A 25633-nucleotide genomic window follows, 5' to 3' on the forward strand; every position below is an offset into this window, starting at 1 on the left:
TAGTTCAGTTGATCTGAACTTTGGATGATTTCCAGATCAACCGATTGCAGGTGCCTGAAGAGCCACAGGTGTGGACTCAGCAGCAGCCAGGTCGAGAGGGAAGTTATGAGCGTTGCGCTCGTGCATCACTTCCATGCCAAGTCCAGCTCTGTTAAGAACATCGGCCCAGGTGTTCAGGACGCGGCCCTGACCATCAAGGATCGACTGGTTGAAGTTGAAGCCGTTCAAGTTGAAGGCCATGGTTGACACGCCAAGAGCGGTGAACCAGATGCCGACAACAGGCCAGGCTGCAAGGAAGAAGTGAAGGCTACGGCTGTTGTTGAAGGAGGCGTATTGGAAGATCAGGCGACCGAAGTAGCCGTGAGCAGCCACGATGTTGTACGTCTCTTCTTCTTGGCCGAACTTATAGCCGTAGTTCTGGGACTCGGTCTCGGTTGTTTCACGAACCAAGGAGGAGGTCACCAATGAACCGTGCATGGCGGAGAACAGTGAACCACCGAAGACACCAGCCACTCCAAGCATGTGGAAGGGGTGCATCAGGATGTTGTGCTCAGCCTGGAAGACCAACATGTAGTTGAAGGTTCCAGAGATGCCCAAAGGCATGGCGTCAGAGAACGAACCCTGACCGAAGGGGTAGACCAGGAACACTGCAGATGCAGCAGCAACAGGTGCGCTGTATGCAACACAGATCCAAGGGCGCATGCCCAAGCGGTAGGAAAGTTCCCACTCACGTCCCATATAGGCGTAGATGCCGATCAGGAAGTGGAAAACAACCAGTTGGAAAGGACCGCCGTTGTAGAGCCACTCGTCGAGTGAGGCAGCTTCCCAGATTGGGTAGAAGTGCAAGCCAATAGCGTTGCTGGAAGGAACAACAGCACCAGAGATGATGTTGTTGCCATACATCAGTGAACCTGCAACAGGCTCGCGGATGCCGTCGATATCAACCGGAGGTGCGGCGATAAAAGCAACGATGAAGCAAGTGGTAGCGGCAAGCAGTGTGGGGATCATCAGAACACCGAACCAACCGACATAAAGACGGTTGTTGGTGGAGGTGACCCACTCACAGAACTGCTGCCAGCCGTTAGCGCCGGAGCGCTGCTGGATGGTGGTAGTCATGAGAACGGAAAAGAAGGTCTCGCAAGGAGACGGTTACGGAAGGGCAGGTTGCCCCGCCAAACGCATTGTAAAGCAAGTTTGCGGTTTGTAACCGCTCGTTCATGAAGCAATTCTGAAGTCCGCGGCCGGGCGCTGCAGCTGATGCAGTTGTTAGCGTCCGCACATGAGCAACGCAGCGCCGATAAAGACTTCAAGGGCAGCAGGCGAAAGGGTCCTGTTTGTGCGTTTGCCCTGCAATCCGATTTTTCCGATTGGCCCGATTTATTTGGCTGATCACCTGCACAAGTGTTTCCCGGATTTGCCTCAGCGCATTCTTGATTTGGCAGCCCTGCCGGTTCTTGATGTAGAGGGTGTTCTGCTCAACGTGGTGGATCAGTTTCGACCCACGCTGCTGGTGTTCTCCTGGAGAGACATTCAGATCTATGCACCTGTGGATGGCAGGGGTGGGAACCCCCTTCAAAACTCATTTGAAGTTTTCTACGCACGCAACCCTTTGAAGCGCATCAAAGGGGCCTTGGGTGGATTGCGCTTAATGACTAGTCATTACGGCGAGCTTCATCGCAATCAGAAGTTGGTGCGCCATGGTTTGAAAAGGGCGCGTCGCCATCGTCCCGAGGCGCGAGCTGTTCTTGGTGGAGGCGCGGTCAGCGTTTTCTATGAACAGCTGGGCCGGTCCTTGCCCAAGGGCACCATCATTTCAATCGGTGAGGGTGAACCGCTTCTAGAAAAGCTCCTGGCTCAACAACCGCTTGATGGAGAGCGATGTTTTGTTGTGGGAGAGGCACCTCGTCCGGGTTTGATTCACGAGCAACCCGAGAGCAGGCCCAAAACCGCCTGCGATTACAACTACATCGCTTCCATCTGGCCACAGCTGGATTGGTACTTGGAGGGCGGAGACTTTTACGTTGGCGTTCAAACCAAACGAGGCTGTCCCCACAACTGTTGCTATTGCGTTTACACCGTTGTGGAAGGCAAGCAAGTGCTGGTGAATCCTGTGCAGGAAGTTGTCGCCGAAATGCGTCAGCTTTACGACCGTGGAGTGCGTGGCTTCTGGTTTACCGATGCTCAGTTCATCCCCGCTCGCAAATACATCGAGGATGCCAAAGAGCTGTTGCGTGCCATTAAGGCTGAAGGTTTAACGGGGATTCGTTGGGCGGCCTACATCCGAGCCGACAACTTGGATCCTGAGTTGGCTCAGTTGATGGTTGAGACGGGCATGAGTTATTTCGAAATTGGTATTACCTCAGGGTCCCAGGAGCTCGTGCGCAAGATGCGCATGGGGTACAACTTGCGCACTGTTTTGGATAGTTGCCGGATGCTGGCCGAGGCGGGCTTCCGCGATCACGTGTCGGTGAATTACTCCTTCAACGTGATTGATGAACGGCCGGAAACGATTCGGCAAACCGTGGCGTATCACCGTGAACTTGAAGCGATTTTTGGTGAAGATCGAGTTGAGCCTGCCATTTTCTTTATCGGCTTGCAGCCGCATACGCATCTAGAGCAATACGGCTTCGATCAAGGCCTCATCAAGCCTGGCTACAACCCGATGAGCATGATGCCTTGGACGGCACGCAAGCTCCTCTGGAATCCTGAGCCGATGGGCAGCACGTTCGGCAGGGTTTGCCTTGAAGCGTTTGATCGTGATCCCAGTCGTTTTGGCAAAACGGTGATGGAGCTTCTTGAGAGGGATTACGGAGTTGCGCCCCTCGATCAAGCTCTGCGTGCTCCTGTTCAGGGACGCGCCGCTTTGGCCAATGCCGTCAGCTGAAAGCTGAGTAATGCAGCGAAGCAGATGATTCCCACCATGCCTCCTAGTGGATTGTCTCCAGGGCCTGTCAGCCAAAACGGAGATTCTGGGGACCACTGAATTAAGCCGGACTGGAGCGCAAACCAGCCGCCAACCAATCCACCATGCAGCCCGACGCATCCCCACAGTGAGCCGCCGTCGAGTCGCCGGCGTGTTGCAAGGGCCATTCCCAGTAAAAACAGGCCTATCAATAGGCCCAGCATCGGCCAAAATCCCAAATCGAATCGGGTGTGCGCCAGGCTGAAAATCACTGCTTGAGCGGGGACCGCTCGCTTCGCCCCTATCAGCAGATTCAGCTCGCCCAAAAGCCAGCCCCTAAATACCAGCTCTTCGATCAGGCCAACGCCAAAGCAGAGGAGAAGGGCGTTGATCAGTTTGTCAGCACTGAAATCGCCAAGCCATTGCCCCCACTGACCTCCCAAGCTGATCACACAAATGATCAGTAACAAAACGGCGGCCCATCCCAGGCCAATCAGAAAAGAACGGCTGCTACTCGGCCCATGGGCTGCCGCCTTGAGTCCAAGCTGTCGCCATGGATGGCGCGTTTCCCAGCGGGTGCGCGTCCATTTGGGCAGGATCAGCAAAAACAGCAACACACTGATTCCTGTGCCGATCAAGTCTTGAGAAGGAATCTCTCGTCCAGGGACCATCAGGCTGATGGGTTGCAACACCAACCAACCCACGGCGTAGAGGACAGGAATGAGAGTGACGGTGGGGATCCAGCGTGGTTTCAGCGTGAACCAGGACGTCGTCAACGCTGCAAAAAAGGTTGTTCTCAGCTTTCTGGTTCGATGGTGCTGGTCAGACCCTTGTTCTTCAAGGTTTCGCAGTAGAACTCTGCGGGTTCAATGTCGCAAACGATCACCAGGCCTACCCCCGTGTTGTGGGTTTCCAGCATCACGGCCATCGCGTCTTGCTCACTGAGCTGGGGAACCACCTGCTGAAGCGTGACGACGACGTACTCCATGCTGTTAACAGGGTCGTTGTGAAGCAAAACCTTGTAGCGGGGCGATGTCTTGCGCACCCGCTCGGTTTGCTTGTCAAGAACCGCAGCCCCACCGGGGCTACGGCTGGGTGTATCCACCATGGCCACTGATTCCCAATACTTCCAATCTAGAAGTGATCAGGTCATAAGTTGCGAATGCGGGCCATGGCTTCGTCCACATTGCGACGGCTGTTGAAAGCGGAAAGGCGGAAATAGCCCTCTCCTGCAGCACCGAAGCCACTCCCTGGGGTCCCCACCACGTTGGCTTTCTGAAGGAGGTGATCAAAGAAGCTCCAGGAGTCCATTCCTGAGGGTGTTTTCAGCCATACGTAGGGGGCGTGCTCACCTCCATGCACTTCGATGCCTGCAGCGCTGAGCTCGCGCCGGATGATGGCAGCGTTCTCCATGTAGAAGCTCACGAGCGCCTTCACTTCTTGTTGCCCTGCATCGGAATACACCGCTTCTGCGCCGCGCTGAATGATGTAGCTCACACCATTGAACTTGGTGCTCTGCCGACGGTTCCAAAGCCCCCAAAGCTCCACCTCTGAACCATCGTCGGCTTTGCCCTTGAGCCCTTTGGGAACAACGGTTAAGGCGCAGCGGGTGCCTGTGAATCCGGCGTTTTTGGAGAAGGAGCGGAATTCGATCGCACAGTCGCGAGCGCCCTCGATTTCATAGATGGAATGGGGCAGATCGGGATCTTGGATGAACGCTTCGTACGCGGCATCAAACAGGATCAAGGCCTTGTTGGCACGGGCGTAGTCCACCCATTCCTTGAGTTGCGCCTTCGTCGCGACAGCGCCGGTGGGGTTGTTGGGATAGCAGAGGTAGATCAGGTCAACAGGTTCACTGGGAATCTGCGCTGCAAACCCGTTGTCGGCGCTGATCGGCAGGTAGGTGAGGCCGCCATAACGACCGTCATCGCCAGACTCGCCTGTGCGGCCAGCCATCACATTGCTGTCGACGTAAACCGGATATACCGGATCGGTCACTGCAATGCGATTGCCACTCCCAAGGATGTCGAGAATATTGCTGCTGTCGCATTTGGAGCCATCCGAGACAAAGATCTCCTCGGCGCTGATCTCACAACCCCTGGCTTGGAAGTCATCGCGGGCAATCGCCTCGCGAAGCCAGCCATAGCCCTGTTCTGGCCCATAGCCGTGGAATCCTTCTGCTGTGCCCATCTCGTCGATGGCTGATTTCATCGCGTCACGGCAGGCCTGCGGTAGCGGCTCTGTGACGTCTCCGATGCCGAGACGAATCAGCTGGGCCTCGGGGTTTGCGCTGCTGAAGGCCTTCACCCTGCGGCCAATCTCAGGGAACAGATAACCCGCTTTGAGTTTCAGGTAATTGCCGTTGACCTTGACCACGAATGACTGGGGTTGCTTCGGGCATCCTGCTACATACGATGAAAGAAGCAGGGCCTGGTGGTCGTGATTGTCGCCCCGTCCCACACGAAGCAGGATCCTGCCCCCCACGCTGTCGTGGCGTTTGATCAGCTTGTTGATGCCTCCATCAATCGTCCGGCCCGCTACATGGGCCATGAATTGGGGGTTGAGCCACGGGATTGGGAGGCGGCGCGTGTGCGCTGGGCTCTGACCTATCCCGAGATTTACGAGGTGGGCTCCAGCAACCTCGGCCACATCATTCTTTATTCCATCCTTAATGCTGTTCCTGGTCAGCTGTGTGATCGGGCCTACCTCCCGGCAGCGGATCTTTCAGAGAGGCTGAAAGAGCGGAATCAAGCCTTGTTTGCTGTGGAGAGCAGGAGGCCGCTCCCCGCCTTTGACATCCTGGGCTTCAGCCTCAGCTATGAGCTGGGTGCGACCAATATTCTCGCCATGTTGGATTTGGCGAAGGTGCCGCTTTATGCGGCAGAGAGAGGAGATTTGCCCCTCTCTCACCCTGAGTCTCCTCCGCTGATTTTTGCTGGTGGTCCCACTGCCACCAGCAACCCTGAGCCTTACGCAGCTTTTTTTGACTTCATTGCTTTAGGCGATGGGGAGGAGCTTCTCCCTGAGATTGGATTGGTGGTGGCAGAAGCCAAAGCTGCGGGCTGGACTCGAACGGACTTGCTTCGTGATCTGGCTGTTGTCCCAGGGGTTTATGTGCCGTCTCTCTACGGACCTGATCAGCAAGGGATCAGCGTGGAGCCGCTGGAGGCTGGTCTTCCCGCCCGACTGTTGAGGCGTGTTGCTACGCCCATGCCCCATTACGCGATGGGACTCGTTCCCCATGTGGAGACCGTGCATGACCGATTGACGGTGGAAATTCGTCGTGGTTGCACCCGAGGCTGTCGTTTTTGTCAGCCGGGAATGCTGACGAGACCAGCGAGGGACGTGGAGCCTGAGGCCGTGATTGAGGCGATTGAAACGGGAATGCAGCGAACGGGTTACAGCGACTTTTCTTTGCTGTCGTTGAGCTGCAGCGATTACCTGGCGTTGCCCGCTGTGGGGGTAGAGCTTCGTAATCGTCTCGCTGATCGCAATGTCACGCTTCAGTTGCCCAGTCAGCGGGTGGATCGTTTTGATGACGACATCGCTCACATCCTTGGGGGCTCCCGCCAGTCGGGCCTGACGTTTGCACCGGAAGCCGGCACCCAACGGCTGAGAGACATCGTGAACAAAGGGCTCACGGATGCAGATCTTGTGGATGGAATCCGCACGGCAATGCAAAACGGCTTCCGCAAGGTGAAGCTCTATTTCATGATCGGGCTGCCGGGTGAGACCGATGCCGATGTGCTCGGCATTGCCGAGACCTGTCGGATGTTGCTCGATCGCTGCCGCGATTTGGGTCGCCTCAGTCTCAACATCACCATCAGCAATTTCACCCCGAAGCCGCATACGCCGTTTCAGTGGCATAGCGTTTCGACTGAGGAGTTTCTAAGGCGTCAGCAGTTGCTGAGGGAAGCCGGAAAGCGCCTCCGCGGAGTGCGCTTCAACTTCACGGATGTGAGGCTTTCCGCTATGGAGGACTTCGTCGGTCGCGGAGACAGGAGCTTGGCGCCTGTTATCGAAGCCGCCTGGCGTGCGGGTGCAGGAATGGATGCATGGTTTGAGGCCCTCGATCGCACCTATGAGGCTTGGACGGGCGCTATTGCAGCAGCAGGCCTTGAGGGCCGCTATCGGGCCCTTGAGCTCGGCGGCTGGGGACGTGCGAATGCGCTCAGCGAGGAAGGGTTGGATGCGTTTTGTTCTCAGCCGCTGCCTTGGGACCACATCGACACCGGGATTGATAAGCGCTGGTTGGCAGAAGATCTCAAGCGAGCTCTTGAAGCGGCTGTTGTGCCGGATTGTTCGTTCGAAGGATGTAGCAGTTGTGGGGTGTGTGGCCCGGATCTAGGCCACAACGTTGTGATTCCCCCTCCTGAGATCCCTGTTCAGAAACCAAGGCAGGCTCCGCCCAGCGATCGGGTGTGCAGGATCAGGTTTCGTTTCAGCAAAACAGGCGCGATGGCCCTGCTCAGCCATCTCGATTTGGTGCGCTTGTTTGAGCGTGCGCTTCGACGTGCTGAATTGCCGATCAGTTTCACCGGCGGCTTTCACCCCCTTCCCCGTCTTCAGCTCGCCTTGGCGTTGCCGCTTGGAGTGCAAGGGCAGGGGGAATGGATGGATTTGGAATTTATTGAACAGGTTGAGGCGCCCGATGTTTTGAAGCGTTGGCAACAGACCCTCCCCCCAGGGCTTTTGTTGATGGAGGCCTATGAAGTGCCCGTGTTTGGCCAGAGCCTCTCGCAACAACTGGAGGCAGCCCGATGGAGCTTTGAGCTGAAACCCCAAGCGGAAGACCCTGCGATTTCTTTTGAGCAGTGGAAGCAGGTGGTGGATGATTTGTTGTCGCGAGACACGCTTGTTTGGGACGACACCGATAAAAAAGGACGTCCTCGTCAGCGCGATTGCAGACCTGCTTTAGAGACGCTTGAGATCGTGGCTCCGGTTGATGAAGCGGTTGATGAAGCGGCGGAGAGCGGGGTAACGCTTGAGTGCTTCGCTCAGATCGATGATCAAGGCAGGAGCCTCAAGCCCGCTCAGCTACAGCACTGGTTGTCTGAAGCCTTGGAGCAGCCTTTACATCTTCACAATGTCCGTCGCCTCGAGCTACGGCTTGTGCGGTGCTAAATTCAAAACAAGACGTCAAGCCACGGGCCTGCGCCACGGTTTCGTCCCGACCTTCTTGCTCCCACATCCTGCGGAATAAGAGGCCAGAGTCTCCTGTTTCAAACAACGCCTAGGCGTTGCAGTTGAGCTCCAAATCAGAGGAGTGATTCACTCCGAATGCTTAGACCTAATCGGTCAATTGAATTCATCCCAACCCCGTGCGACATGCCGGCTGGCTGTTGATCGGGCTCCAGTCCTGACGGGCTCGTCAGTCATTGTTTATGCCCCAACAAATTGTTATTGCTGAGCAACTGCGTATTGCCGCAGTGCTCACAGATGAGTGCGTCGATGAATTAATCGTTGCCCAAGGGCGTTACCAGATAGGTGATGTCTATCTGGGCACTGTTGAAAATGTTCTCCCGGGGATTGATGCTGCTTTCGTCAACATTGGTGAAAGTGAAAAAAATGGCTTCATTCATGTCACTGACTTAGGTCCTTTGCGCCTTAGAAAAGGTGCCGCCGGAATTACAGAACTACTGGAGCCACGCCAAAAAGTGCTGGTTCAGGTGATGAAGGAGCCCACGGGGACGAAAGGTCCTCGGTTGACAGGCAATCTGGCGCTACCAGGTCGTTACCTCGTGCTTCAACCCAGCGGTCAGGGGGTCAATATCTCCAGGCGCATTGGTTCGGAAGGAGAGCGGAATCGGTTGCGTGCTCTTGGTGTGTTGGTCAAGCCCCCAGGTGCGGGCTTGCTGATTCGTACGGAAGCCGATGGAATCAGCGAGGAATTGCTGATTGACGATCTCGAATCGCTTTTACGTCAATGGGAGGCGATCCAAAAATCTGCTGAGACGGCCTCCCCCCCGGTGCTTCTCAATCGCGATGAGGATTTTATTCATCGCATTCTTCGCGATCACACCGGCTTGGATTTGGAGCGTGTGGTGGTGGAGTCTCCTGCTGCGGTGGAGCGGGTGCGTTCCTTCCTCGGAGAGGAAGGAAGTCATGTTGTGCTGGAGGCCCATCCTGAGCCTTCTGAGCTGCTCGAGCATTACAAGGTCAATGGGGCCATTCGTGATGCCCTAAAGCCGAGGGTTGATCTCCCCTCCGGTGGCTACGTGATCATCGAGCCCACCGAGGCGCTCACGGTGATTGATGTCAACTCTGGTTCGTTCACCCGCTCGGCGAATGCCAGGGAAACGGTGCTCTGGACCAACTGTGAGGCAGCCATTGAGATTGCCCGGCAGTTGCGTTTGCGCAACATCGGCGGGGTGATCATCGTCGACTTCATCGACATGGATTCCCGTCGTGATCAGTTGCAGTTGCTGGAGCATTTCACCAGTGCGATTCGTGATGATGCAGCTCGCCCTCAAATTGCCCAGCTCACGGAACTGGGTCTTGTGGAGCTGACGCGTAAGCGTCAGGGCCAAAATATTTATGAGCTGTTCGGGCGAGCCTGCCCCAGTTGCGGGGGGCTGGGACACGTTGCAGTGCTTCCTGGAAAGGATCTGATGCAGCCCCTCGCTACGGCCACGGGGCTGGTGCGTTCTGCAGCGTCGGCTCGGGCTGAAGTTCCTCAGTCTGGAGAGGCCTCGAATGCCCGTCGTCGTCGCGGCGGCCGAGGGAAGGTTGTGGCGGCTTCTGGTCCTGTCGACAGCAGCGATGCGTCTTTGGATGAGGTGGAGACTGCTAGCGCGTCTACGTCCGTGTCGACGTCTGCTGCCATTGAACCTGCAAGCGTGAGCCGACGTCAGGATCCTGAGCTGGTCGCGGTTTCTATGGATGAAGACGAAGAGCAGGTTTATGGATGGCTTGGTCTCAATCCAGCCTTGCTTCTCGATACTCAGCCGGAGCTCGACAACCTGATGGTGCGCGTTGTTCGTCCCGGCGAAGACGCAGAGCAGGTGCTTGAGCAGGCTCGACAGCAAATGTCGGCTAACGCAGGTCGCCGCCGTCGCCGTGGGCCGAGGGGAAATGGCCGTAGCGCGGGTACTGGTTCGGGCCGCCCTGCTGCAGCAGCTGGCGGAGACGATTCAGCACCCACGACCATCGTCACTCCCCTAGAGCCAGACGACCATTCACAGCCGTTGCTTGTGGAGATCACGCCTTTGCTTGAGACCCCACTCCCGGTGATGTCTCCTGAGCCTGAAGCGGTTTCAGTGTCTGAGCCCGTCTCCGTATCCATCTCTGAGCCAGTCGCTAGTTCTGAGCCAGAGGTCAGTACTGAGCCTGCAGACACCTCTGAATCAAGGCCCGGTCGCCGACGCCGTCGCGCATCAGCATCAACGTCGGATAACGACTAACAGGCAGTGTTAGACCCAATGATCGCCAGCGATGGCCTTGGCATCGCTGGGGTGGATGAAGTTGGACGTGGTTGCTTGTTTGGCCCCGTCTTTGCGGCGGCGGTTGTCTTGAGCGATCAAGCTGCCGGGCATTTGCAGGCGGCTGGTCTCACCGATAGCAAGGCGTTAACGCCGAGTCGTCGAGCTGCATTGGTCCCTCTGATTGAGGCTCATGCCCATGCTTGGGGATTGGGGCAAAGCTCTGCGTGGGCCATTGATCACTACGGGATTCGCAGCGCGACTGAGCAGGCCATGGTGTGTGCTCTTCAGCGCTTGCCCAGCCGGCCTCAGCTGGTCTTGGTGGATGGAGTGCTCCCCTTGCGCTTGTGGGAGGGTTCTCAACGCACCATCGTGCGTGGTGATAGCAGCCATGCCTCCATAGCAGCTGCGAGTGTGTTGGCGAAAGAGGCGCGCGACGCTTTGATTCGGCGGCTGTCCAATCGATTTCCGGGGTACGGGCTTGAGCGACATGCTGGATATGGAACGGCTCAACATCGAGCAGCGCTACTGGCCTCTGGCCCCACCCCCCTGCACCGGCGCTCGTTCTTGAGGAAGCTATTCGCCACCGGGTAGGGCGGACTCGCTGGCGGGAGGGGTATCCAAATCCTTGGCCCAGGAGCGGAAATCAGCCACCAACTGACGACCGACTCGACCTTTGATCGTTAGCAGAATTCCATTCAGGATGGATTCTCCGGTGCTCTCCAATACGCGCTTGGGAATCAGACGCAGAAGGGGAGGTTGGCTGACTTCCACGCTCAGCATGGCCTCCCCTTGCAATCCGCTTGGAGTCGCCTCAAGCAAGGCTTCAAGGCTCAGTTGGAAGTCATCCACTAACCCCAAACCCTCGAGGTCCGCATCAAGAGCACGGATCCGCAGTTGTCCGCTCACTTCATCGACTTCAAGCGACACCACTGGCTTCACATGCAGTTGGAACACCTGCAGCGTTGTCACGGTGTAGCGGTAGCGCCCTGGTGCCAAGGCTGTGAGCTGTCTGGAGTCGAGCAGCGCTTTGACAACGCGGTCGTGCTCATGCAAATAAGCCCGCAGCCGTTCTGACTCATCTGCGATGGGTAAATCGAGATGCTGACTGGCTCGAAAGGCCAGGGGCATGACCGTGTCCTGACGCGGCATGATCCTATCGATCGATGTGTGTCTTGATCCGATGCCGATGCGTGTTGCTTTTCTCGGGCCGGAGGGAACCTATGGGGAGCGGGCTGCTCGCAGCCTCATGAGACTTGAGGCCATTGAGAATCCAGAGCTGGTCGCGTGTTCGGGGCTTCGTTCTGTGGTGGAACATGTTGCAGATGGTCGCTGCGAATCGGCCGTGGTGCCTGTGGAGAACTCCGTTGAGGGTGGGGTCACGGCAATTCTTGACGCTCTCTGGTCTTATTCGAACTTGAGGATTCGTCGCGCTGTCGTTCTACCGATTCGTCATGCGCTGCTGAGCAGCGGGTCTCTTGACGGTATTTCGGAAGTCTTATCCCATCCTCAGGCTCTTGCCCAATGCAGCGGCTGGTTGGCGGGTCATCTGCCGCAGGCCGTGCAACTCCCAGCCAGCTCCACCGCTGAGGCGGCCAGTATGGTTCGTGGCAGTCACTTCAGAGCTGCCATTGCAGATCGCTCGTTAGCGGGGCAGCAGGGACTCCAGGAGTTGGCCTATCCAGTGAATGATGTCCCTGGAAACCGCACCCGCTTCTTGTTGCTTCAAAACGGTGATGAAGTGAGTTGCGAGGGCGACGTTGCCAGCCTTGCCTTTTCGCTGCATAAAAATGCCCCAGGGGCGTTGATTGAGGCCTTGCAAGCGATCGGCGATCTCGGACTCAACATGAGCCGGATTGAATCGCGTCCTTCAAAGCGTGAGCTTGGTGAATATGTGTTTTTTGTGGATGTGGAATTGCCTGGGCAGCAGACGGCTGAGTTGCTTCAGCGGCTGACCACAAGCCTTCAGCCACTGTGTGAACACGTTCTCCACTTCGGGGCTTACCCCAGTTCAGTGATGGAGTGATCTCAACAGTGATCTGTTTTAAACACTCCAAACTGCATCATCCCTCGGGCAAAAGCCCAGCGCATTAACAGCAGCGTTGGTGTTTCACGGAGGCCCTGCAGGACGGCCTTTGGACCAAGACGGAGAATCGCATTCGGCCTGCGGATGCCCTCAAGGATGGAATCATTCCAAGAGGGCAACGTGGCGTCTGTCCAATCATCGGTACTGATCGTGCCGCGACGATGAGGGCTGCTTTCAAGGTTTTGGCGAAAGCCTCGGATGCTGGCGAATTCGGGATGCGCCCATTGGGTGAGTAATTGGTGCATCACCCAGCGTTCGCGCCGATCAAGGGCACCATCAACAGGATCGCGACGGTTCCAGTCGGCAACGGCCAGACGACCGCCAGGTTTCAGGACTCGCAGGAGTTCGTCGGCAAACCGCTGTTTGTCGGGCATATGAGGGCCGGCTTCGACAGTCCAAACGGCGTCAAAGCTTTGATCCTCAAGTTGGAGGCTGAGGGCATCCATCACTGCGAAGCGACAGGACAACGTGTCGGCTGTTAGGTGGGTAGCCCTGTTCACCTGAGCTGGGCTGATGCTGATGCCCAATACATCCAAACCGTAGTCACGGGAAAGGATCCTGGCGCTTCCTCCGATACCGCAACCCACGTCTAAGACACGGGATCCTGGCGGTAATTGATCGAAGCCACTCCAGCGGACCAACGCATGGACGAAGTCGGCCTTGGCCTGCCTGAAATCCCGAGGCTGGGGTGGGGTTCCATAGTGCCCAAGATGAACATGTTCACCCCAAAGGGATTCCAGCAATTGGTCATCGGTCCAGGCGTCGTATGCGGCAGCAACGCTCTCACTGGAGTGATAAGCGCGATTGCGACGATTCCAAAGCTGGTAAGCGCAACCCAAGAGCAGTAAACCCGCTGCTGTTGCGATGAGAACGGTCGTTGAAGGCATTAACCGTTGCTCGGATCGGTCTCTGACAGCGTGTCGCGTAAAACGGTGCGAGCAGCGAGCTGACGACGGGTCTCATCGAGCATCTCGAACTCCTGCTCCAGGCGCGTGCGTGTGCTTGTGAGCTCCAGGAGATCCTGTTGTTGGTCGGCTACCGGGCCTCCTAGATGCGCTCCGATCCAGAAGGAGAGCTCGCGAGGAAGGTCTGGAAGGTCATCAGGCAGTGAAGATTTGGAGTCGGTCAGTTTGCCCGTGAGTTCAACAACATCTTTCAAGGCTTGAGTCACGGTCGCCGCTAAAGACTCCAATTCGCTGGTGTTGTCGACCGGTTCATCTTCGATCCAGCTGACCATTGCCGAACGAAAGGGCATCTCCCTGGTGACGTTGAGCACACGAAATCGCTGTTGACCGAGGGTCACGATGTTGCTGCGACCATCGTCTCCGGTTTGATGCTGAATGACTTCAGCACAACAGCCCACAGCGGCCATCGTTTGTTGCTCTGGATCCCAGCGCACAATGCCAAAACGTCGATCTGTTTCGAGGACGCTCTGCAACATCATTCGGTAGCGCGACTCGAAGATATGCAGTGGCAGAACGTCACTTGGGAATAGGACCACATCCGGCAGAGGGAACAGAGGGAGTTCTCTGACGGACAGATCAACCACGCAGGATCTAAGCGAAGAGCGAAATACTAGGCAGCTGATCGTTGGATGGGGCTTCGATTAGAGCTTGACCTCGATGTCGACTCCACTAGGGAGGTCGAGCTTCATCAGAGCATCGATGGTCTTTGCTGACGGGCTGTAAATATCGATAATGCGTCGATGGGTCCGCGTTTCAAAGTGCTCGCGTGAATCCTTATCCACGTGGGGCGAGCGCAGAACGCAGTAAATCTTGCGCTTCGTTGGCAGTGGGATCGGTCCGATTGCCGTTGCTGCCGTGTTGTCGGCAGTTTCAATGATTTTGTCGCAAGAGAGATCCAGCATGCGGCGATCAAACGCCTTGAGACGAATGCGGATCTTTTGCTGAGCGATTGCGGTGGCCATGGAAGCGCGAAAAAGTCCCTAAAAGAGACTGAGAGGTTGGATTGTCTAGGTTCGGGCAGGAAGAGCCTCAGACTCTGAAGCTCTTCCACTCAAGAACTGTAAGGGAAGGTCTGACCGCAGTCAGGCTGACCCTTACAGGGATTGAGGATTAGATCATTCGATGATCTTGGAGACCACGCCAGCTCCGATGGTGCGACCACCTTCGCGAATGGCGAAGCGCATGCCCAATTCCATGGCAACAGGGCAGATCAACTCACCAGTCATCTGGATGTTGTCTCCAGGCATGACCATTTCAACGTTGGTGCCATCTTCCGCGGTGAATGCGGTGATTTGCCCCGTCACGTCGGTGGTACGGATATAGAACTGCGGGCGGTAGCCAGCAAAGAAAGGTGTGTGGCGACCCCCTTCTTCTTTCTTGAGCACGTAAACCTGCCCCTCAAACTTGGTGTGAGGTGTGATGGAGCCGGGCTTCACAAGCACCATGCCGCGCTCGATGTCTTCTTTCTGGATGCCGCGAAGCAGGAGACCCACGTTGTCGCCGGCCATGCCCTCGTCGAGCAGTTTGCGGAACATCTCCACACCGGTAACGGTGGTTTTGCGGGGATCTCTGATGCCCACGACTTCGACTTCTTCGCCAACTTTGACGACGCCGCGTTCGATACGACCAGTCGCGACGGTGCCACGGCCAGTGATGGAGAAAACGTCTTCGATCGCCATTAGAAATGGCTTATCAATTTCACGCTCTGGTTCGGGGATGCTTTCATCCACCGCAGCCATCAATTCTTCAATTTTGGCTTCCCATTCAGCTTCGCCCTCGATGGCTTTAAGGCCAGAGACTTGAACGACAGGGATGTCATCTCCAGGGAAGTCATAGCTGGAGAGCAACTCGCGGATCTCCAGCTCAACGAGTTCGATGATCTCTTCGTCATCGACCATGTCGCACTTATTTAGCGCAACAACCAAGGCCGGAACGCCAACTTGCTTGGCGAGCAGGATGTGCTCCTTGGTTTGAGCCATGGGGCCGTCTGTGGCTGCACAAACGAGGATCGCGCCATCCATCTGGGCAGCACCCGTGATCATGTTTTTCACGTAGTCCGCGTGACCAGGGCAGTCAACGTGGGCGTAGTGGCGCTTATCGGTTTCGTACTCAACGTGAGCGGTATTGATGGTGATGCCGCGCTCGCGCTCCTCAGGAGCACCGTCAATGTCGGCATAATCTTGGACTTCTGCCATCCCTTTTTTGGCGAGCACATTTGTGATCGCGGCGGTGAGGGTGGTTTTGCCGTGGTCAACGTGGCCGATGGTGCCGATGTTGACGTGGGGCTTGTTCCTTTCGAACTTCTCGCGAGCCATTTTGGTAAAGAATCTAGGGGTGAATTAAGGGAGTGTAGAGATCAGGAATTGCCCTGATTCTTGGAGATGATGGCCTCGGCCACATTGCGAGGAACATCCTCGTAGTGACTGAACTCCATCGAGAAAATACCCCGACCCTGGGTCATGGATCGGAGTTCGGTGGCATAGCCGAACATCTCGGCCAAGGGCACCTTGGAAGAGACTTTAGACGTTCCGTCGTCGACGGACTGGCCCTCGACCTGTCCTCTGCGGGAGGACAGATCGCCGATCACCGAACCGAGGAAATCCTCGGGGACTTCGACTTCGACCTTCATCATCGGCTCAAGAAGCACAGGATTGCACTTCTTGACCGCATCCTTGAAGGCCATAGAGCCAGCGATCTTAAATGCCATCTCCGACGAGTCCACATCGTGGTAAGACCCATCGATAATCGTGCATTTGACATCAATCAGGGGATAACCAGCAATCACGCCCGACTCGCAGGTCTCCTTCATGCCTTGCTCGGCTGGCTTGATGTATTCCTTAGGAACTGTGCCACCAACAACTTTGTTGATGAATTCAAAGCCTGATTCAGGTTCGCCAGGTTCCATCTCGATCACAACGTGACCGTATTGGCCCTTACCACCGGTCTGTCTGGAGAACTTTCCTTCTCCTTTGGATGAACCACGAATGGTTTCTCGGTACGACACCTGAGGAGCACCAATATTGGCTTCCACTTTGAATTCGCGCAGCATGCGGTCCACCAGGATTTCGAGGTGGAGTTCGCCCATGCCCGCAATCACGGTTTGTCCGGTTTCCTGATCGGTACGAACGCGGAAAGTGGGGTCTTCTTCGGCCAAAGACACCAGGGCTTTGGAGAGCTTCTCCATATCGCCTTTTGTTTTGGGTTCCACCGCAACGGAGATCACCGGCTCTGGCACAAACAGTGTTTCCAGCACGATCGGCTCGTCTGTTGCGCAGAGGGTGTCTCCGGTGGTTGTGTTTTTGAGACCCAGAACGGCTCCGAGATCTCCAGCACGCAAGGCATCAACCTCTTCGCGATCGTCGGCTTTGAGCACAACGAGACGAGAAATACGTTCTTTGGTGTCTTTGGTGGAATTCAAGACGTAACTTCCTTTTTCAAGGACGCCTGAATACATGCGAACAAAGGTGAGCTTTCCGTAAGGATCAGCCATCACCTTGAAGGCCAAAGCACTGAAGGGTGCACTGTCGTCGGATGGACGAACAGCTTCTTTGCCGTTTGGAAGCAGTCCTTGAATTGGAGGGACGTCAATCGGCGCTGGAAGGTAATCAACAACCGCGTCGAGAACGAGTTGAACACCCTTGTTTTTAAAAGCTGAACCGCAGAGCACAGGAACCAATTTGTGCTTGAGAACACCAGTACGGATGCCTTGCTTCAAATCAGCGTTAGAAAGTTCCCCTGACTCCAGAAATTTTTCGATGAGATCTTCATCATTTTCAGCAATCGTTTCCATCAAAATATTCCGCCACTTATCAACTTCGTCTTTCATGTTGGCCGGAACATCGGTGATCTCGATGTCTTGGCCTAAATCATCCTTGTAAATATTAGCTTTGTTTTCAACAAGATCGATGATTCCGCTAAGTTCACCTTCGGCTCCAATTGGAAGCTGAATGGGTACAGCATTGGCTTTGAGGCGATCCTTGATTTGGCCAAAAACCTTCAGGAAATCGGCACCAGTCCGATCCATCTTGTTGACAAACACCATCCGTGGCACGGAATAACGGTCGGCTTGGCGCCATACCGTTTCAGATTGCGGTTGCACACCACCAACAGCGCAAAAAACTGCGATTACGCCATCGAGAACGCGCATGGAGCGTTCCACTTCGATGGTGAAATCAACGTGACCAGGAGTATCAATGATATTGATCCGGTGATCATTCCAGCTTGTGGAAATAGCAGCGGCCGTAATCGTGATTCCACGTTCACGCTCTTGGGCCATCCAGTCGGTTACGGCTGCACCGTCATGCACCTCACCAATCTTGTGCACCACACCGGAGTAGAACAGAATCCTCTCAGTGGTGGTTGTTTTACCAGCGTCAATATGGGCTGCAATACCAATATTTCTGACGCGTTCCAGGGGAAAGTCGCGTGCCACAGGATACTCCGAGTTGGGGCGTTAAAAGGCGAATGTGACTCTACATGTCAACCTGGGATAATCAGGTTGACTGAAGATCAGTAGCGATAGTGGGCGAAAGCTTTGTTGGCTTCGGCCATCTTGTGGGTCTCTTCCCGTTTGCGGACGGCACTGCCTGCTTCGTTAGCGGCGTCCATTAACTCTCCAGCAAGCTTTTGGGACATGCTGCGACCATTGCGGGCTCTTGAGAAACTCACGAGCCAACGCAGGGCCATTGCTGTGCCCCTTTCTTGGCGGACTTCCATCGGTACTTGATAAGTCGCACCACCAACACGACGTGCACGCACTTCTACGAGTGGAGTCGCATTCTTGACTGCCGTTTCGAACAGTTCGACGGGGTCACCACCGGTGCGTTCGCCGATCAATCCAAAAGCATCCGAAAGAATGCGTTGGGCGGTGGACTTTTTCCCATGCTTCATCAACCGGGCCACCATCATCGTGGCGAGGCGATTGTTGAATTGTGGATCCGGCAGGATCGGACGTTTGACTGCAGCGTTACGGCGTGACATGAACCGTTAGGAGGGGAGTAACAGGGTGAAAAAAGTGGAAAGAGCGAGAATCACTCTTTGGGCGCCTTGGCGCCGTACTTCGAACGGGATTGACGGCGGTCCTTGACACCAGCAGTGTCCAAGGTTCCACGAATGATGTGGTAGCGAACACCGGGAAGATCCTTAACTCTTCCTCCACGGATGAGCACCACGGAGTGTTCTTGGAGGTTATGGCCGATGCCACCGATATAAGCCGTGACCTCGAATCCTGAGGTGAGGCGTACACGGGCCACTTTGCGTAAAGCCGAATTCGGCTTTTTCGGAGTGGAGGTATACACGCGGGTGCATACACCCCGTCGCTCAGGGCAAGACCTAAGCGCAGGAGATTTTGTTTTCGTCTTGAGGGTTTGACGCTCGTGACGGATTAGTTGCTGGATGGTTGGCATCGACGGTCGGGATGCGGCCGGAGACCCGACCTAGTTCGACAATCCGTCACCATACTGGTTCGTCCGACCTTTTCTTCTCAACAGCGGGAAAATGCACTCCCGCACAAACAGCAACGCACGTTGTCCTGGGGGCTGATCAGAAAGCCACCGCCACTCAGATCACCGCGGTAATCAAGGCAAAGCCCTTCCAGCAGATGAAGTTGCTCCTCTGGAGCGTGAAGCGTGACTCCGTCCGCTCGAGCCATGGCAATCCCTGCGAGGTGTCCAGGTCGCAAGCGGATCACGTGTTGCTCACAACTTCCCGAGACCAAGTCGAGGTGCATCAACCCTGGTGTCCCTGCTACCGCAGCCTGACGACCGAGTTCCGCCGCAGCGGAGGCGCTGATGGAGAACGTGGCGCCCATAGCCATTCGCATGCTGATGGGCTCAGTTTGCCAGCACCATGGATCCATCACCAACAAAGCCGAGGCCATTTTGTACGCGAGGAGTGATGCCCCGGCCCGTCATCACAGTTGTATTGGCGACGAGCATGGTGGTTGAACCTCCCCCGTCGAGATTGAGCGCCTCAGTGAGCCCGAGTTGTCTTAACGCCAGGCTTGTTTCAAGGAGGGTGGGATCACTGCCATTGGTGCCTTTGACGGTGAGGAGCCAAATCCGTTCCTTATCTTGAGCCACAACGGTGCGAGGTGCTGAAACGGCCAGAAAGCCAGGGCTAAAGCCCTCCTGGTGGCCATTCAGTACAACCCTGCCCCTAAGAAGGAGAAGGGGCCCTCCTCCCATGACTTGAGGGCGTTCACCCAAGGGATTTGAGCTGCGGGTGGTGATGGTCACTCCATCCCCAACCCGCGCAGGAAGTTCTATCCCCCCTCGTGCAACGATCAGATCTCCCTTTAAGGGCAAAGGAATACCGCGAGCGAGAGCGGCTTGGCCATACACCGCATCAACGCGTCCACTCCTAACTGTTAACGCCTGCTCTTCTCCACTCAGTGCGCGATAAGTCGGGCCCCAGGCCCTGGTGTAGCGACTGAGTCCGCGTTGGACATAACCGCTGTTAAGCATCCTGAGAGGCCACCGCTGTCGTCCAATCACGGTCATCTCCTGGATCAACTGCAGGCGTCCAAACATCAGCGGGCCGCTGCGATTCCAGCCGATGGCACCTCGGTTGAGGATTGGGCCTGAAAGCCACTCATTGTTGAGACGAACAGCTCCAAGGGGGAGTTGGCGAACCCTGTTAAAAAAACCTCCATTCACCGCCACAAGTGCTTTGGCAGGTTGCGCCAACTGATTGAGGTAGCGCAATCCAGGTTGGGCATGGCTAGGGGCAAGCGGGCGTAAAAAGAGAGCTGAGGTGGTGTGCTGAACGCCCGCTCGGTACAGCCTTATGGGCTTGACGCCCACTTGAACCACGCGCTGATCCACAACCAACCCCTTCTGGATCGGATCTTGCATCTCTGGGGCGAGTAGCGCACGTTGAAATGCTTGGTATTGAAGCCGCCTTGTTGAAGGATTTGTGGGGGTGATGCCGTCCAGCACGACCCTCCATGGTCCGTTCAGAGTCAAGGTCGAAAGCTTGCTGGCTTGGCCAAGCAGCTTCAGCCCCCCCGGCTCCCGTCGTGGTTGCAAGCCAATCCTGCGCAGATGGCTTTCCTGCAGAGGCGTGACCTTCATCTGTACAAGCAGATCATCGCCCTGGCGCTGAACGAGGGCAGGCCCACTGAGGTCCATCACAAGACGATTGGCGCTGCTTCCCTTTCCTTGTCGGAGCGTTTTCAGATGGGGTTGGGGAAGGTCAACCCTCAGAGTGTTGTTGATTCGGTTCACTTGAACCCCGAGCGCTTTCAACCAGGGCAGTGCATCGAGGGCCACTTCATCCCCGATGGTGCGTTGTTGCAAACCGCTTAAAGCCCGTTGAACGCCGTACCACTCGAGACGTTCTCCACTGAAATCGGATTGACGCTGAAATCCCATCTGCCCGACCAGTAGATCGAGAGGCAGCCAGAGCCGCTTTGGGTTCGTTGCTCCCTGGCCCTGCCATAACCACGCGCTCGAGATGTCGATGCCTCCAATCGTTAGCCGATCGCCACTGAACTGATCAGTGAGGCGAACCTCCGCAATGGGTGGTGGCGGCGGAGGTGGCATTGCTGCATCCATGGCTCGACGCTAGCTGGGGTGGGCGAATCCTTAGGATTCGAAGTAGCTCAACCAGCGACGGATTGCGAACGCCGTTGCTGTTGTATGTCTCGACTGCAGGTTATGACCCAACTCACCGGTTCCGATTGGCCCTATTGCGACAGCAGTGCACCTGCTGCGGTTGCAGGGGAGAAGGATGCCTGTGGTGTGGGTTTTCTGGCACAGCTGCAAGGTGAGCGCAGTCATTGGGTGCTTCAGCAGGCCCTTCGTGGTTTGGGTTGCATGGAGCACAGGGGTGGGTGTGGTGGCGATGGTGATTCCGGAGATGGAGCAGGAGTCCTGTGCGAAATCCCTTGGGAGTACCTGAGAGCGATTTGGCCAGAAGCCGCGAATGCCAACGGTCTCGGCATGATGTTTCTGCCAAAAGATCCCAGCCGCCGTGCCGAAGCTCAGCGATTCTGTGATCAAGAGGCGCAGGCCCTTGGCCTGACCTCGGTTGGATGGCGTGAGGTTCCGATCGATTCAGCGGTGCTTGGTCCGCTTGCGCGTGAGACCGCACCCGCGATTCAACAGTGGTTAGTTCACAGCGCTGTTGATGCAGATGCCCTCGAATCCTTGCTGTTGCGCCTGCGTCGTCGAGTAGGGGCGAGGGTTCGCCAGGAATTTGGTGCCGAGGGTGCTCGCGACTTTTATGTCGCGTCCCTGAGTGGTCGAACCGTTGTTTACAAGGGGATGGTCCGCTCCGAGGTTCTCGCCAAGTACTACGCCGACTTGCGTGACCCTCGCTTTGCTGTGAGTTTTGCTGTCTACCACCGCCGTTTCAGCACCAATACGCTTCCCCGCTGGCCGTTGGCTCAGCCGATGCGCCTCTTGGGTCACAACGGTGAAATCAATACGTTGTTAGGCAATCTCAACTGGGCTAAGGCATCAGAAGCTGGCCTGGAAGACGTATGGGGTGATGCTGCTGCCGATTTGATCCCGGTTGTGAATCCCGATTTCAGTGACTCAGCCAATCTCGATGCCACGCTTGAGCTGATGGTGCGCAGTGGACGTTCAATCACCGACAGCTTGATCACGTTGGTGCCGGAAGCATTCCGTAATCAGCCCGATTTGGAGAGCCGTCCTGAGATCACGGCCATGTACGAATTCAATGCCGGGATTCAAGAGCCATGGGATGGCCCAGCGTTGTTGGTGTTTGCCGATGGAAAGCGCGTGGGCGCCACGTTGGATCGCAATGGGCTCAGGCCTGCGCGTTGGTGCACAACGGCTGATGGGTTCGTGATCATGGGATCCGAGACCGGAGTAGTGGATCTCAGCGGAAAAACTGTTGTTGAAAAAGGGCGCTTAGGTCCAGGTCAGATGGTGGCCGTTGATCTTGAGCGCGGAGAACTGTTGACCAACTGGGCAGTGAAGGAAGATGCGGCTCAACGTTTTCCCTACGGCGATTGGTTGAAGCAGCATCGTCGCTCGGTTTCGGCTCAGCCTTGGACGCAGGATTGCCACATCAGTGAGCTTGATTTGCTGCGCTTGCAGACAGCGATGGGCTTCACCGCAGAAGATCTTGATCTTGTGATTGAGGACATGGCTGGTCTTGGCAAGGAGCCCACTTATTGCATGGGAGATGACATCTCCTTAGCGGTGCTCTCCGACAAGCCCCATCTTCTCTACGACTACTTCAAGCAGCGCTTCGCTCAAGTCACCAATCCACCGATTGATCCGCTGCGAGAAAAATTGGTGATGAGTTTGGAGATGCACTTGGGGCAGAGGCGGCCTGCTGTGAAGCCTCAGGCAGAGGCAGCGGCATTGATTCACCTCGAAACTCCAGTGCTCAATGAGGCGGAGCTGACCGCCCTGTCTCACCAAGGGCTAGCGGTGCGATCCCTCTCCACCCAGGTTGCCGTGGAAGCCTGTGCCGGTGGGTTGCAGTTAGCCGTTGACGCGCTCTGTTTAAAAGCAGAACAGGAGGTGCGCGACGGCGCTCAGATTCTGGTGTTGTCTGACCGCGTCAATGCGGCTGAACAGTCAGCAGAACTCATGGCTACCACTGTGGCGATGCCGGCTTTGCTTGCTGTCGGAGCGGTTCATCACCATTTATTGCGTCAGAAATTAAGACTCCACTGCTCCTTGGTGTCGGACACCGCTCAGTGTTGGAGCACCCATCACATGGCGTGCTTGATCGGTTACGGCGCTAGCGCTGTTTGCCCATGGCTCACCTGGGAGACCACACGCCATTGGCTCGCTCATCCCAAGACGCAGAAGCGGATCGAACAAGGCAAGTTGCAACCTTTGGATCTCGATAGTGCCCAGGCGAATGTGCGCTTGTCACTGGAGAACGGTCTCCGAAAGATTCTCTCCAAAATCGGTATTTCGCTCTTGGCGAGCTATCACGGTGCTCAAATATTTGAGGCCATCGGTCTCGGGGCCGATGTGATTCAAAAGGCTTTCGCGGGGACGACCAGTCGAGTCGCTGGGATGACGCTTCCAGAGCTGGCGAATGAAACGCTCTCGATGCACGCCAAGGCTTTCCCTGAGCTGAATCGCAGCAAGCTTGAGTTCATGGGTTTTGTGCAATACCGCACGGGTGGTGAGTACCACCTCAATAGCCCTGAGATGTCGAAGGCTCTTCACAGTGCAGTGAAGGCTGGTCCTGGATACGACCACTTCTCCACCTACAAAACCCTGTTGGAAAACAGGCCGGTCACAGCGCTTCGCGATTTGCTCGAGTTCAAGCTGGCTGCAACGCCTTTGCCACTGGATCAGGTGGAGAGTGCAGAAAGCCTGTGTACTCGCTTCTGTACAGGTGGCATGAGTCTGGGAGCTCTCTCAAGAGAAGCCCATGAGGTGTTGGCTGTGGCCATGAACCGTATCGGCGGTAAGAGCAATAGCGGTGAGGGTGGTGAGGACCCGATTCGTTTTCAGGTTCTCCGTGATGTGGATGGAGACGGCCGCTCGTCGTCTTTCCCCAGCATCGGTGGTCTCAGAAATGGTGATACCGCCTGCTCAGCGATTAAGCAGATTGCTTCGGGCCGGTTCGGGGTGACAGCGGAATATTTGCGCAGCGGCAAGCAGCTTGAGATCAAGGTGGCTCAGGGAGCTAAGCCTGGTGAAGGCGGCCAACTGCCTGGACCAAAGGTGGACGAGTACATCGCTGGGCTGCGCAACAGCAAGGCTGGTGTGGCGCTGATTTCACCCCCGCCCCACCACGACATCTATTCCATTGAGGATCTTGCTCAACTCATCCATGATTTGCACCAGGTGCATCCCAAAGCGCCTGTCAGTGTGAAGTTGGTGGCTGAGATTGGGATCGGGACGATCGCGGCTGGTGTGGCGAAGGCCAATGCCGATGTGATCCAGATTTCTGGTCACGATGGCGGCACGGGGGCATCGCCGCTGAGTTCGATCAAGCACGCTGGCAGTCCCTGGGAGCTGGGCCTGACCGAAGTGCATCGGTCTTTGTTGGAGAACGGATTGCGTGATCGTGTCTTGCTCCGCGCCGATGGTGGTCTCAAGACCGGCTGGGATGTGGTCGTCGCTGCCCTGCTCGGCGCCGAGGAATATGGCTTTGGGTCTGTGGCGATGATTGCTGAGGGCTGCATCATGGCCCGTGTTTGTCACACCAATAACTGCCCCGTAGGCGTGGCCACTCAGAAAGAAGCATTACGTAAACGCTTCACCGGTGTGCCCGAACACGTGGTGAATTTCTTCTGGTACGTGGCGGAAGAGGTGCGTCAATTGATGAGTGTCTTGGGAGTCGCTCGTCTTGAAGATCTGATTGGACGTAGCGAGCTGCTGCAGCCTCGTTCCGTCGAGCTCGCTAAAACCAAATGTGTTGATCTCTCCAGCCTGTTGGCTCCAGTGGGAGACGCCAACGAGCGCTCCTGGCTCAATCACAGCCCTGAAGCCCATGAAAACGGTCCGATCCTTGAAGATCATCTTCTGGCTGATGGCGAGTTCATGGATGCTGTCGAGAACCATGGCTCTCTCAGCCGCGAGATCGAGATCATTAACACCGATCGCAGTGTTGGTGCTCGATTCGCCGGAGAAATTGCTCAGCGTCATGGGAATCGTGGCTTTAAAGGCCAGCTGAATCTGAACTTCCACGGAGCGGCCGGCCAAAGCTTTGCTGCATTCCTTGTTCAAGGCATGACCATGCGCTTGGTGGGTGAGGCCAACGACTACGTCGGGAAAGGGATGAACAGTGGTCGAATCACTCTTGTGCCTGGTGACGGTGTCGCCAATCCTGGCGATCAGGTGATTCTTGGCAACACCTGTCTTTATGGCGCCACTGGAGGTGAGCTTTTTGCCCATGGTCGGGCTGGAGAACGCTTTGGCGTTCGCAACAGCGGAGCCCGGGCCGTGGTGGAGGGAGCCGGAGACCACTGTTGCGAGTACATGACCGGAGGCGTGATTGTGGTGCTGGGAGGCACCGGTCGCAATGTGGGTGCCGGTATGACCGGCGGTGTGGCGTTCCTGTTGGATGAAGCGGGCGGAGTACAGGCCCGCGTGAATCCTGAAATCGTGGAGGTGGTCAAGATCACCACCCCACAACAGGAGTCTTTGCTGAAATCACTGCTTGAGGCTCATCTCAACACCACCTCCAGTGAGAAGGCCAAGGCTTTGCTTTCGGATTGGACCAACGCCAAGTCGTCGTTCAAGTTGTTGGTGCCCCCATCTGAGCGAGCGGCGATGGGTCTTGTTGAGCGCTCTGCCGTGACGGCTTGATC

At 56.3% G+C, this 25633-nt stretch carries 20 protein-coding genes; 6 read left to right on the plus strand and 14 right to left on the minus strand.

The features are described 5' to 3' along the window. Positions 1–36: 36 nt before the first annotated feature. Positions 37–1116 carry a photosystem II q(b) protein gene (gene psbA / locus SynPROS91_RS01790; protein WP_006854385.1) on the minus strand — a complete coding sequence of 360 codons (1080 nt, stop codon included), beginning with the start codon at positions 1114–1116 and terminating at the stop codon, positions 37–39. Positions 1117–1279: 163 nt separating this feature from the next. Here psbA and SynPROS91_RS01795 point away from each other — a divergent pair, with 163 nt between their 5' ends. Next, a complete protein-coding gene (locus SynPROS91_RS01795; RefSeq protein WP_186517909.1) occupies positions 1280–2884 on the plus strand; it encodes a photosystem II high light acclimation radical SAM protein in 1605 nt (534 codons plus the stop codon). On the opposite strand, the gene SynPROS91_RS01800 is transcribed toward SynPROS91_RS01795, so the two are convergent. From SynPROS91_RS01800 to SynPROS91_RS01810, 3 genes are read right to left on the minus strand one after another with little or no spacing between them, the layout of a single operon-like run. Beyond that, positions 2848–3678, minus strand: a complete 831-nt coding sequence (locus tag SynPROS91_RS01800) for a CPBP family intramembrane glutamic endopeptidase (protein ID WP_186517911.1) — start codon at positions 3676–3678, stop codon at positions 2848–2850. The two genes, SynPROS91_RS01795 and SynPROS91_RS01800, sit on opposite strands and share 37 nt — an antisense overlap. Before the next feature lie 20 nt (positions 3679–3698). Continuing rightward, a complete protein-coding gene (gene clpS, locus SynPROS91_RS01805) occupies positions 3699–4010 on the minus strand; it encodes an ATP-dependent Clp protease adapter ClpS (protein ID WP_048347862.1) in 312 nt (103 codons plus the stop codon). A gap of 41 nt (positions 4011–4051) precedes the next feature. Continuing rightward, entirely contained in the window at positions 4052–5278 is a 1227-nt protein-coding gene (locus SynPROS91_RS01810; protein WP_186519305.1) for an LL-diaminopimelate aminotransferase, read from the minus strand. 165 nt (positions 5279–5443) lie between these two features. Here SynPROS91_RS01810 and SynPROS91_RS01815 point away from each other — a divergent pair, with 165 nt between their 5' ends. The 3 genes from SynPROS91_RS01815 to SynPROS91_RS01825 all read left to right on the plus strand — a co-directional run bounded on the left by SynPROS91_RS01815 (position 5444) and on the right by SynPROS91_RS01825 (position 10917). Beyond that, complete coding sequence (locus SynPROS91_RS01815) at positions 5444–8026, plus strand: TIGR03960 family B12-binding radical SAM protein (protein WP_255439972.1); 2583 nt, start codon at positions 5444–5446, stop codon at positions 8024–8026. 260 nt (positions 8027–8286) lie between these two features. Continuing rightward, the gene (locus SynPROS91_RS01820; protein WP_186517921.1) at positions 8287–10305 is read left to right on the plus strand and encodes an Rne/Rng family ribonuclease; all 2019 of its coding nucleotides are present in this window, start codon (positions 8287–8289) and stop codon (positions 10303–10305) included. Positions 10306–10323: 18 nt separating this feature from the next. After that, positions 10324–10917 (plus strand): ribonuclease HII, encoded by a 594-nt coding sequence (locus SynPROS91_RS01825; RefSeq protein ID WP_186517923.1) that lies wholly within the window; start codon positions 10324–10326, stop codon positions 10915–10917. Here the strand turns inward: SynPROS91_RS01825 and SynPROS91_RS01830 are convergent. Next, positions 10900–11475: a DUF1997 domain-containing protein gene (locus SynPROS91_RS01830; RefSeq protein ID WP_186517926.1), complete on the minus strand. Its 576-nt coding sequence runs from the start codon at positions 11473–11475 to the stop codon at positions 10900–10902. The genes SynPROS91_RS01825 and SynPROS91_RS01830 overlap by 18 nt on opposite strands. 31 nt (positions 11476–11506) lie before the next feature. On the opposite strand from SynPROS91_RS01830, the gene pheA reads away from it, so the two are divergent. Continuing rightward, the gene (gene pheA, locus SynPROS91_RS01835) at positions 11507–12349 is read left to right on the plus strand and encodes a prephenate dehydratase (protein WP_186519307.1); all 843 of its coding nucleotides are present in this window, start codon (positions 11507–11509) and stop codon (positions 12347–12349) included. Positions 12350–12351: 2 nt separating this feature from the next. Here pheA and SynPROS91_RS01840 read toward each other — a convergent pair whose 3' ends face one another. From SynPROS91_RS01840 to SynPROS91_RS01880, 9 genes are all read right to left on the minus strand, one after another. Next, positions 12352–13296: a methyltransferase domain-containing protein gene (locus SynPROS91_RS01840; RefSeq protein WP_186517928.1), complete on the minus strand. Its 945-nt coding sequence runs from the start codon at positions 13294–13296 to the stop codon at positions 12352–12354. Then, the gene (locus tag SynPROS91_RS01845; RefSeq protein WP_186517936.1) at positions 13296–13958 is read right to left on the minus strand and encodes an LON peptidase substrate-binding domain-containing protein; all 663 of its coding nucleotides are present in this window, start codon (positions 13956–13958) and stop codon (positions 13296–13298) included. Before SynPROS91_RS01845 ends, SynPROS91_RS01840 begins: the two co-directional genes overlap by 1 nt. Before the next feature lie 57 nt (positions 13959–14015). Then, positions 14016–14336 (minus strand): 30S ribosomal protein S10, encoded by a 321-nt coding sequence (rpsJ, locus tag SynPROS91_RS01850; protein ID WP_186517938.1) that lies wholly within the window; start codon positions 14334–14336, stop codon positions 14016–14018. A gap of 153 nt (positions 14337–14489) precedes the next feature. Continuing rightward, a complete protein-coding gene (gene tuf, locus SynPROS91_RS01855; protein WP_186517940.1) occupies positions 14490–15689 on the minus strand; it encodes an elongation factor Tu in 1200 nt (399 codons plus the stop codon). A gap of 41 nt (positions 15690–15730) precedes the next feature. Beyond that, complete coding sequence (gene fusA / locus SynPROS91_RS01860) at positions 15731–17806, minus strand: elongation factor G (RefSeq protein ID WP_186517942.1); 2076 nt, start codon at positions 17804–17806, stop codon at positions 15731–15733. Between the two features lie 77 nt (positions 17807–17883). Beyond that, positions 17884–18354 (minus strand): 30S ribosomal protein S7, encoded by a 471-nt coding sequence (rpsG, locus tag SynPROS91_RS01865; RefSeq protein WP_186517951.1) that lies wholly within the window; start codon positions 18352–18354, stop codon positions 17884–17886. A 50-nt stretch (positions 18355–18404) separates the two neighbouring features. Further along, positions 18405–18779: a 30S ribosomal protein S12 gene (gene rpsL / locus SynPROS91_RS01870; RefSeq protein WP_186517953.1), complete on the minus strand. Its 375-nt coding sequence runs from the start codon at positions 18777–18779 to the stop codon at positions 18405–18407. 77 nt (positions 18780–18856) lie between these two features. Beyond that, entirely contained in the window at positions 18857–19183 is a 327-nt protein-coding gene (locus SynPROS91_RS01875; RefSeq protein ID WP_038014828.1) for an AIR synthase, read from the minus strand. A 22-nt stretch (positions 19184–19205) separates the two neighbouring features. Further along, on the minus strand, positions 19206–20930 hold the full coding sequence (locus SynPROS91_RS01880) for a phosphodiester glycosidase family protein (protein ID WP_186517955.1): 1725 nt from the start codon (positions 20928–20930) through the stop codon (positions 19206–19208). Between the two features lie 102 nt (positions 20931–21032). On the opposite strand from SynPROS91_RS01880, the gene gltB reads away from it, so the two are divergent. Beyond that, positions 21033–25631 (plus strand): glutamate synthase large subunit, encoded by a 4599-nt coding sequence (gene gltB / locus SynPROS91_RS01885; protein WP_186517957.1) that lies wholly within the window; start codon positions 21033–21035, stop codon positions 25629–25631. Positions 25632–25633 lie beyond the last annotated feature (2 nt).

It is taken from the genome of Synechococcus sp. PROS-9-1 (genome assembly GCF_014279775.1).
In the GTDB taxonomy this organism is placed as follows: domain Bacteria; phylum Cyanobacteriota; class Cyanobacteriia; order PCC-6307; family Cyanobiaceae; genus Synechococcus_C.

Bases quoted from the DNA above. Each gene is read 5' to 3' on its own strand.
- psbA (WP_006854385.1), bottom strand. From the start codon at position 1,116: ATGACTACCACCATCCAGCAGCGCTCCGGCGCTAACGGCTGGCAGCAG.
- SynPROS91_RS01795 (WP_186517909.1), top strand. From the start codon at position 1,280: ATGAGCAACGCAGCGCCGATAAAGACTTCAAGGGCAGCAGGCGAAAGG.
- clpS (WP_048347862.1), bottom strand. From the start codon at position 4,010: ATGGTGGATACACCCAGCCGTAGCCCCGGTGGGGCTGCGGTTCTTGAC.
- SynPROS91_RS01815 (WP_255439972.1), top strand. From the start codon at position 5,444: ATGGGCCATGAATTGGGGGTTGAGCCACGGGATTGGGAGGCGGCGCGT.
- SynPROS91_RS01820 (WP_186517921.1), top strand. From the start codon at position 8,287: ATGCCCCAACAAATTGTTATTGCTGAGCAACTGCGTATTGCCGCAGTG.
- SynPROS91_RS01825 (WP_186517923.1), top strand. From the start codon at position 10,324: ATGATCGCCAGCGATGGCCTTGGCATCGCTGGGGTGGATGAAGTTGGA.
- SynPROS91_RS01830 (WP_186517926.1), bottom strand. From the start codon at position 11,475: ATGCCGCGTCAGGACACGGTCATGCCCCTGGCCTTTCGAGCCAGTCAG.
- pheA (WP_186519307.1), top strand. From the start codon at position 11,507: ATGCCGATGCGTGTTGCTTTTCTCGGGCCGGAGGGAACCTATGGGGAG.
- SynPROS91_RS01840 (WP_186517928.1), bottom strand. From the start codon at position 13,296: ATGCCTTCAACGACCGTTCTCATCGCAACAGCAGCGGGTTTACTGCTC.
- rpsJ (WP_186517938.1), bottom strand. From the start codon at position 14,336: ATGGCCACCGCAATCGCTCAGCAAAAGATCCGCATTCGTCTCAAGGCG.
- tuf (WP_186517940.1), bottom strand. From the start codon at position 15,689: ATGGCTCGCGAGAAGTTCGAAAGGAACAAGCCCCACGTCAACATCGGC.
- rpsG (WP_186517951.1), bottom strand. From the start codon at position 18,354: ATGTCACGCCGTAACGCTGCAGTCAAACGTCCGATCCTGCCGGATCCA.
- rpsL (WP_186517953.1), bottom strand. From the start codon at position 18,779: ATGCCAACCATCCAGCAACTAATCCGTCACGAGCGTCAAACCCTCAAG.
- SynPROS91_RS01875 (WP_038014828.1), bottom strand. From the start codon at position 19,183: ATGGGCGCCACGTTCTCCATCAGCGCCTCCGCTGCGGCGGAACTCGGT.
- SynPROS91_RS01880 (WP_186517955.1), bottom strand. From the start codon at position 20,930: ATGGATGCAGCAATGCCACCTCCGCCGCCACCACCCATTGCGGAGGTT.
- gltB (WP_186517957.1), top strand. From the start codon at position 21,033: ATGACCCAACTCACCGGTTCCGATTGGCCCTATTGCGACAGCAGTGCA.